Below are 8,513 nucleotides of genomic sequence, written 5' to 3' on the forward strand. Positions count from 1 at the left end.
CGGCAAGCTGAACATTGACCGTGATCGAATCCTGGCTGCCGGCAGCAATCGCTGCGATTTGCCAGATCAATGAATCGCCGTTGATGCTTGATGCCGGTATCGACGACAAGAACCTCACAGAATCCGGCAAAAGCTGGGCGACGCGGATGTTCTGCGCGGCATGCGCGCCGAGATTGTTGAACTGAATATGGTACGAATACGCCTCGCCGGTTCGTGCTTCTCCTGGAACCTGGGTTTGTGATGATATAGAAAACGCAAGCTCCGTATTATTGGGCGGCGGGGTGAAGATCACACGCACAGTATCTGAGGCAAGATTATTGTCCGGTGATGAATCATTGGCAGCCGAAAGGCGGGCATGGCTGATCAACTCGGTGAGCGTGCTCGGCGTTTGCGGTGATAGTTGTACGCTGACGCGAATATCGAAGGTGTTTCCTGCTGCCAGCGCCGGAATCTGCCAGAACAAGGAATCGCCCCGGCCAAACACCGGGGCAGGAATCGCGCTGAGGAAGCGCACGGAATCCGGCAAATGCTGTTTGAGATCGAGGCCGCGGCCTTCGCTCGGGCCGGAATTGCTGAGGCGGAGAAGATATTCGAATGTGTCGCCGGGGCGCGCTGTTTCCGTGTTGGCGGTGAGCGACAGCGCCAGATCGGTTACGCGCGAGGAGGATTGATTGGCAACAAAATAATGGCCCAGGCCGCGATCGCGATTGCTCAACGTGCCGCCGGTGACGTCTACAACACGCCAGGTATCGTTGCGAATGGGATCGGGCGAGGCGTGCGCCATCACATAAAAATTCTGTATAACGACCGCGATCTTTTCATAGATTTCTACCATATCCGCGGCGGTTTCGGCGCTAAAAAAAAGGCCGCCGGTTTGTTCGGCAATGAGTTCCAAAATGTCTTCACGCGTTTGATCACCCAACGCAATGGTGAAAATGGGTATGTTGAATTCCTGCGCCATTGCAATCACGGGGCCGGGCGTCGGCTCGGTGAAGGGAAAGTTCTGGCCGTCGGTGTAGATGATAATGCCGCGCCGGGTGGTTTCATGCCGGATAACCTCGAGCGCGGCGAGCAGAGCATTTTCAATGGCCGTGCCGGTGCAGGTATCTGCCGCGACGATTTCCTGGCGCAGAGTGGAGAGATCTGAAGAGATCGGAAGGGTGTTCACCACCGAGGCGCAAAATTGGATCAGGCCGGCGCGATCATATGAACGCAATTGTTCGAGATAAGCAAGATTGCTGGCTTTGGCTTCCTCGAGTTGCGGCTTCATGCTGCCGCTGATATCCATGACCAGCATCGTGCTGGTGGGAAAGTAGGTTGTGCGCCTCACCTCGGTAAAGGAAGGTTGCGGCGTTTGATTGAAGAGATTTTGATTTGCCGGGAAAGCCGGATTGTCGCGATGGTATTCCAGCAGCGGCTGCCAGATCTGCGAAACCGGCGCGCCGATTTCTGCGATTTCCGCCGGGCCGATAAAGCGCGCGGTATCAGCCAGACCGGTAACGACATTGCCGGCTTGATCCGTCACTGAAATAGTGGAAAGAACGGGATAGGGAAACGCGCCCGTGAGGCCGCGTAAAGAGGTTTCGCCGGCGATTGAGATGTTGTTGACGGAGACGACGACATTGCCGGTTTGGCCAAGCGCCGCACCGGCGAGCAGGCACGTGAATAGAACAACCAATGCAGCGTTGCGTGCAAGGCGGCAGGACACGGGTCTGCAAAAACGGTTGAGCATGGAAAAATCCCGCATAAAATGGAAAACTTGTACGGAAGGCCGGATGTCTGGCGAGTTGAGGGATCAGAGTCTTCGGCGCGACAGGCCAATCCTAGAGGTTGACCCATAAATCAATACAATTGCAGGAGAAAAGTTGGCGGGAATTCCTTTCCACGATTGCGCCTGCACATGCTCAAGATTGCCTCCCGTGGCGGTGGCAAGTGAAAGGATGTTGCCAAGATCATAATCAGAGGTTTCTCCAAAAGCAAGGGCTTTTTCAATTCTCAAACTTTGTGCTTGCTTTTCGCCGAGCCAACCGGCATAATATTGCGGCTCAAAATGCCGGGAGTTGGGTTTGAGGATCGTCATTTAAATAACGTACTCATTTTCGTTAGACCGCTCATTAGCACGAATAGCGGCTCATGCTTTTTGATTCGCGATGATTCGCGTCTATTCGCGGTTGGAGATTGGGGAAAGTTATTTCATCGTCGCTCCTAAGCCATAAAGCGCTCAAAGTTAGAATAAAATTCTGAGAGTGTTTCGCCCACTGAAATGAATTCCCACCGAAAAGACTTTTCCCTATCTGTGGCAGTTCCACTTCTGCGGGCGAAGTTTTCAAAGCTGCTCGAAGAGCTTCGATTCTCAGCTTGTTCGAAAATCGGTGTAAGCTTTTGGGCTTCTGCGTTTCCGCTGGCGGCTTGGTGTTTTTCAATCTATTGGGATGGCGGCATGTAAATCACTCTGGAGGTAAGTATGGCAATGACTGCCTTGACGGGCAAGCAGCGCCGCTATTTGCGCGGCTTGGGCAATGAATTGACGCCCGTGGTGATGATCGGGCGCAATGGTTTGAGCGGCACGGTTCTGCGCACACTCGCCGATGCGTTTAACAATGCCGAACTAGTGAAGGTTAAGCTGCAGGATGGTTTTGATGGTGTGCGCTATGACGTTGCGGAAGAGCTTGCCCAAAATGTATCAGCGCAGCTCGTGCATGTCCTGGGCAAGACGATTTTGCTTTATCGCCGGCATTTGGAAAAGCCCAAAATCATTTTGCCGTAGGCGGGTTGCGCCGGCTGCACATCCGCCAACGTGACGCGGCCAATTCCGGTTGAAAGAGGGTTGGGGGGAGATTGCCGCGTTGTGCCGCAGGATCACAACAAGCTTTCCAGAAAGGCGCGCGGAAAATCATACACATTTTGATCGACTAACAAGCGCGCACGTTTGCGAATCTTCTCGTCGTCAGAATTCAACGCCTGCCGCAAAATCTCCGGCTGCGCTTGCAACATGCGTTTCATGCTTTCGCGGGGATTGTGATGATACGCGCGCAGCCTGTCTGCGCGCGCGGCATCGAGATAACCGTCTTGTTTAAGTTTCTCGAAAAACGCCGGCCCGATTTCAATGAGATGATAAGCCTGAACGCCGCGCTCGCGCAAAACGCTGCCCCCGCCCTGGCCGCGATCGACGATATTGATTGCCCACGGCAATTCCCCTCCGCATTTTTGCAGCGCCGGCAGCCAGGCGCGCACATAACTCGACGCTTCTGTGACGAGATCCGCCACGTGCAAGACCCGCGCGCCCGCCAGATTTTTTGTTTCATGAATGTCCCGATTAAAAGTCAGCACGCTTTGATCTTTGCAAATGAACAGCGCCGGCTTATCGAGCTGTTTTGCCGTCATGATTGAGAAGAACCAGTCGCGCCGCTCGCCGCCGGAAACGAAGTCGATGTTATCGACCCCGATTTCGCGTCGCGCCAATGCGGCGGCGGCAGCGATCACGGTGCGGTAGCCCGCGTCTTCCGCATAATTTTTTTCGACGCGCGCCATCACGCCGGAGAGCAGAGCCGCGCGATCATTTTGATGCTGATCGATGAACACCAGCAATTCCTCCGCTTTCTCGCGGCTGCCGTAGAGATAATGCGTGTTGAGATAAAACGGCCCGATCGTGCCTGAAGTATACCAAAAGGGCCGGTTCTCCGGCGCGATTTCCAGGGCTTTGGTTTCAAGCAACAGGCGGAAAAGTTCGGGATTCATGGGAAATTTCCATAAGTTTCAACTATTGTGTTGCGTCGTCTCAATCCGTGTCTCAATCTTTTGGTTGCGCCCCAGCTCGCGCTATGAGGCCCGGGGCAGAACGGAATTTTCACAAAATTCAGCCTGAATGGCAAAATAGAATGCTTTTCAAGATAAAAAAACGCAGGCCATTTGCCAGAAAAGAAATTTTTAGCCCTCGCGATTGCAGCAAACAAATTTCTTGCCTCGGGCAGCGCGGGTTTCTATATTGCGCCATTTCAAAAGAAAAGATGGCCGCGCGGGCGGCAGTTGAGCTGAACAATAACGCGTCTTCAGTACTTCGGCAATGTCAACTCTCACAACATATCATACAGATCACGCACAAGATTTCATCGAGCTTTCGGGCGAGACGTGGCCGCGGCGTTATCGCAGCCTGCCAGAAGAATATGCCGCCGCCCAAACCGCCGCGGTGATGGATCGCAGTTTCCTCGGCAAAGTGTACGTCAGCGGCAAAGACCGCGAGTCGCTTTTGCATCGTTTGACCACGAATGAAATGCGCAAAATGGCTGTGGGTGAAAGCTGCGTGAATATCTTCACCAACGCCAAAGGCCGGGTTATCGACTTGGTTGAAATGCTGATGCTGGGGGAAAATTATTTGCTGCTAACCGGCCCCGGCCGCGCCGCAACGGTCAGCAAATGGATCGACAAATACACGTTCCTCGAAGAAGTCAAATCCGTTGACGAGACAAACCGCTACGCGCTGTTTTCGTTGTTGGGCGCAGAGGCTGCGGCGCGCGCGGGCGATTTTTTTGCTCTCGATGCAGTGGGCGTATCTGCCGGGCATTTTTTGAAAACCGCATGGCGTGAAACGGAGCTTCTCCTGCATCATCCGCACGCGGCTTCTGCAGCGCGTCTTAATGTTATCGCTGCGGCAGAGATTGCCGGCGAATTGTGGCGCGAGTTGCTCGGCCATTTTTCCCCCATCGGTTTTGACGTTTATGATCTCCTGCGCATCAAACGAGGCATTCCTGCGGCAGATCATGAGATCGTTGAGGATTACAACCCGCACGAGATCGGTTTGCTGCCGTTCATCAATTTTGAAAAAGGCTGTTACATCGGCCAGGAAGTGATTGCGCGCCTCGATTCGTATCAAAAAGTGCAACGCCAGTTGTTCGGCTTGCAATGCGCAGCCGGGCCGGAGAGGGTGGCGGGCGCGGCGATTTTCTCAGGCGCGCAAGACATTGGTAAAGTCACAAGCGCGGCGCGTGCTGTTGCGGGCGACGATACCCTCGCATTAGCCGTGGTTCGCAGAACATTTGCCCAACCCGAATTGCGTGTAGACGTGCTTACGCCGAGCGGCCCGGCAGCGGCTGTTTTGAAGGCCTTGCCGTTCGCCGGCGAAGCGGATCAATGATACTTCCCCACCTTAATTATTATGCAATGGACTCAAACTCGTAAGGATTCGATGATTGCAAAGCCCAAGCTTCGCTTTGTCGAGGCGCTTCCGCTTGAAGCGGAACACGGACAGCGTTTCGCGCTGCGCGATCCTTCCGGCCTGGTCGAACAGATGGTCGTGGTTTCGCGCGATGCTTTGTTTCTCCTGCAATTCTTCGACGGCAAGCATTCGTTGCCGGAGATTCGCAGCGAGTATCAACGCCAATTCGGCGCGTTGCTGGATCAACAACAGTTGGAAACGCTGGTCACGCAGTTGGATCGCAATTATTTTTTGGAAAGTGAAACGTTTCAAGCATACAGGCGCGCGCTCGAAAAGCAAATGCTGGCGTTGCCCTCGCGTCCGGCGGCGCACGCGGGCGTGAGTTATCCTGCTGATCCCGACGAGTTGCGCACAAAACTTGACAGCTTTTATGCGAACGGCGCAGGTTTTCCGTCGGTTGCGTCCGGCAACCGCAAAAACGGAAATGCGTTCGTGGCAGGCGCGGTGGCGCCGCATATTGATTTGCGCGTCGGCGGGGCGTGCTACACCCATGCGTATCGCGCGCTGGCGGAAAGCGCGCCGGCGGATGTTTATGTGATTCTCGGCACCGGCCACAGCGGGCTGGCCAATTGTTATTCGTGCCTGCCGAAGGATTTTGAGACGCCGCTCGGCTTGGTCAAACACGATGAGCGATTCATTGCGGAACTAGCGCGGCAACATCCTTTTGAACTGTTCGGCGAACCGCTGCCGCACCGCAACGAACACACGATTGAGTTTCAAACCGTGTTCTTGCAGCATTTGTTCGGTAAGCGCCGGCCGTTTACCATCGCGCCGATTTTGTGCTCGTATGCCTACTTGATGCTGACGGACGATCGCTTCACACACGAACACGATATCATCACCGCGTTCATCACGGCTTTGCGCAAAACCTGTGAGATTGAGGCTCGGCGCGGCCGCAAAATTTGCTGCCTTGCCAGCGTTGATTTTTCACATGTCGGCCCGCGCTACGGCGACGAAGGCCAGCCCGGTCGCGAGTTTCTCCAACAAGTCAGCAGCGCTGATCAGGCTTTGATTCAGGCAATTGAAAAAGTCAATGCCGCGCAGTTTGTTGCCGCAAATGAGAGCATTCAAGACCGTTACCGCGTTTGCGGGTTCGCGCCGATTCACACCCTGCTGGCGAGCAGCGCCGCGAAATCCGGCAAGCTGTTGAAATATGAACAAGGCCTGGTGGATGATCGCAAATCCGTGGTGAGCTACGCCAGCGCTGCGCTTTATGAGCCGTCCTGAATTTAATGATGCGAGGCTGCCGGATGAGTAGCGTCGAAGCCAAAAGCCGTTTTCAAGAATTTTTCCCCGAAGCCTACCTCAAGCAATCCGTTAAAATCCTCAAGCTGCTCAGTCAAGAGAGCAGCCTGCGCCTCATGCTTTATCTTGCCAAAGAAGGCCCGCGCACCGTCACCGAGATGGTCGATGCGCTGGATCTGGTGCAAAGCACATGTTCGCATCATCTTTCCCTGTTGCGCATGGCCGATATGGTCACCACTGCACGCCACGGCAAAAGCGTGTATTACGACATCAACGAATTGATGTGGAAACAAATGGGCATGCAATTTTTTAAATATTTGCAAAAGGGACCGCAAATCGACTTTTTGGGAAATTTTGCGTTGAAGATGATCGGGCGCAGGGCGCGAGATGGGGTCAATTCCGCCGGCAAAAAAACGTCTTGACATCGGCCGATTCGTTTGTTATGATTGGCGCACGTTTTTCAACAACAAGAAAATTAAAATGCGCAATTCTACCATTACTTTGACCGTTTGCTCGTGGGGACATTGGTGGCGCAAAGCCGGCCACGATGGGAATTGCCGATTTCACGATTGATCATGTCAGGCCCGTTAGGCTGAACGACTGCAACAAAACCCCATCATGGCAAACGCCAGATGGGGTTTTTGATTTCATCGCATTTTTGCCGGGGATTTTTATGAATGCTACAGCGGTGTTGTCGTTTGAAGAATTCTCGCGTTGCGCGCGCCGCGGCAACATGGTGCCGGTGAGTTTGACCATGTTGGCCGACACGTTTACGCCGGTCTCCGCATTTTTGCGGCTCAATCAACAACAGCAGCAGGGTTTTTTGCTGGAAAGCATTGCCGGCGGCGAGAAGATCGCGCGGTATTCTTTTCTGGGATTCGCGCCGGCATGCACTGTGCGTTATCATCGCCAAGCCGCAGAAAAACCGCGGCTGCAAATCGAGTCCGCGGAGGAAAATAGATTCACCCTCTTGCCCGGTAATGCGGAGACGGATATTTTTTCCTATCTGCAAACCATGTCAAAGAAATTTCAGCCGGTGCTGGTGAAAGGCTTGCCGCGTTTCACCGGCGGTTTTGTGGGATATTTCGGCTATGACACCGTGCGGGATTTGGAGAATATTCGAAGCACAAGATCATTGCACGCGGCTGAAAAAAATGAGGCTGCGTTCCCCGATGCCGAATTCGGGTTTTATGATACGATTTTGGCTTTCGATCACGTGCGCCAGGAAATGCTGCTGATCACGCACGTTTTTCTCGAACAGGGTGAATTGAATTTGCGGCGGCGCTATGAAGAAGCGCTTGAGCGTTTGGAAAGCATCCGCCAGCAGCTTGTTGCGCCGCTGGCACCGCCGGAAGTTGCGCCAACGGCGCGGCCGCGTTTTCCCGAGCCGGCATCGAATTTTTTACAAAAAGACTTTCTCGCCGCAATCAGCGCCGCGAAAGAACATATCGCGGCCGGCGATATTTTTCAGGCCGTTTTGTCGCAGCGTTTTTCATGCGCGTTGACGGTTTCGCCCATTCAAATCTATCGCGCGTTGAGGCAAATCAATCCCTCGCCCTATTTGTTTTTCCTCCGCAACGGGGAGAACACATTGATTGGCTCCTCGCCGGAAGCGCTGCTGCGCGTTGAAGATCGCATTGCGGAAATGCGCCCGATCGCGGGTACCCGCCGGCGCGGCCACGATGAGAAAGAAGATCAACAACTCGAGGCCGAGTTGCGCGCCGACGCCAAAGAATGCGCCGAACATTTGATGCTGGTCGATCTCAGCCGCAACGATCTCGGCCGCGTTTGTGAATATGCCAGCGTGCAGGTCAACGAGCTGATGGCGGTGGAGCATTATTCGCATGTTATGCATTTGGTTTCGAACGTGCGCGGCAAGCTGCGGCCGGAATGCGATGCCATCGATGCGTTGCGCGCGTGTTTTCCCGCGGGCACGGTGAGCGGCGCGCCCAAAATCCGCGCGATGGAGATTATCGACGAGCTTGAGCCGGCGCCGCGCGGGCCGTACGCCGGCGCCGTTGGGTATTTGGATTTGTACGGCAATCTCGATACCTGC

At 54.4% G+C, this 8,513-nt stretch carries 8 protein-coding genes; 5 read left to right on the forward strand and 3 right to left on the reverse strand.

The features are described 5' to 3' along the window. Together FBQ85_22095 and FBQ85_22100 are read right to left on the reverse strand one after the other, a co-directional pair. Nucleotides 1-1,747, reverse strand: a 1,747-nt coding sequence (locus FBQ85_22095) for a VWA domain-containing protein (protein MDL1877832.1), incomplete at its 3' end; no start/stop codon positions are given. Between the two features lie 48 nt (nucleotides 1,748-1,795). Then, nucleotides 1,796-2,080: a hypothetical protein gene (locus FBQ85_22100; GenBank protein MDL1877833.1), complete on the reverse strand. Its 285-nt coding sequence runs from the start codon at nucleotides 2,078-2,080 to the stop codon at nucleotides 1,796-1,798. A 384-nt stretch (nucleotides 2,081-2,464) separates the two neighbouring features. Between FBQ85_22100 and yhbY the strand changes: the two genes are divergently transcribed. Continuing rightward, nucleotides 2,465-2,767, forward strand: a complete 303-nt coding sequence (gene yhbY, locus FBQ85_22105) for a ribosome assembly RNA-binding protein YhbY (GenBank protein MDL1877834.1) — start codon at nucleotides 2,465-2,467, stop codon at nucleotides 2,765-2,767. 92 nt (nucleotides 2,768-2,859) lie between these two features. On the opposite strand, the gene FBQ85_22110 is transcribed toward yhbY, so the two are convergent. After that, nucleotides 2,860-3,738, reverse strand: coding sequence for an orotate phosphoribosyltransferase (locus FBQ85_22110; protein MDL1877835.1), 879 nt, complete (start codon nucleotides 3,736-3,738; stop codon nucleotides 2,860-2,862). A 325-nt stretch (nucleotides 3,739-4,063) separates the two neighbouring features. Between FBQ85_22110 and FBQ85_22115 the strand changes: the two genes are divergently transcribed. The 4 genes from FBQ85_22115 to FBQ85_22130 all read left to right on the forward strand — a co-directional run. Then, complete coding sequence (locus FBQ85_22115; GenBank protein ID MDL1877836.1) at nucleotides 4,064-5,131, forward strand: folate-binding protein YgfZ; 1,068 nt, start codon at nucleotides 4,064-4,066, stop codon at nucleotides 5,129-5,131. Between the two features lie 21 nt (nucleotides 5,132-5,152). Beyond that, a complete protein-coding gene (amrB, locus tag FBQ85_22120; GenBank protein MDL1877837.1) occupies nucleotides 5,153-6,439 on the forward strand; it encodes an AmmeMemoRadiSam system protein B in 1,287 nt (428 codons plus the stop codon). 5 nt (nucleotides 6,440-6,444) lie between these two features. Beyond that, entirely contained in the window at nucleotides 6,445-6,879 is a 435-nt protein-coding gene (locus FBQ85_22125) for a winged helix-turn-helix transcriptional regulator (GenBank protein MDL1877838.1), read from the forward strand. A gap of 125 nt (nucleotides 6,880-7,004) precedes the next feature. Further along, on the forward strand, nucleotides 7,005-8,513 hold a 1,509-nt coding region (locus tag FBQ85_22130; GenBank protein MDL1877839.1), incomplete at its 3' end, for a hypothetical protein.

The sequence above is a fragment of the Cytophagia bacterium CHB2 genome (assembly GCA_030263535.1).
Lineage (GTDB): Bacteria > Zhuqueibacterota > Zhuqueibacteria > Zhuqueibacterales > Zhuqueibacteraceae > Coneutiohabitans.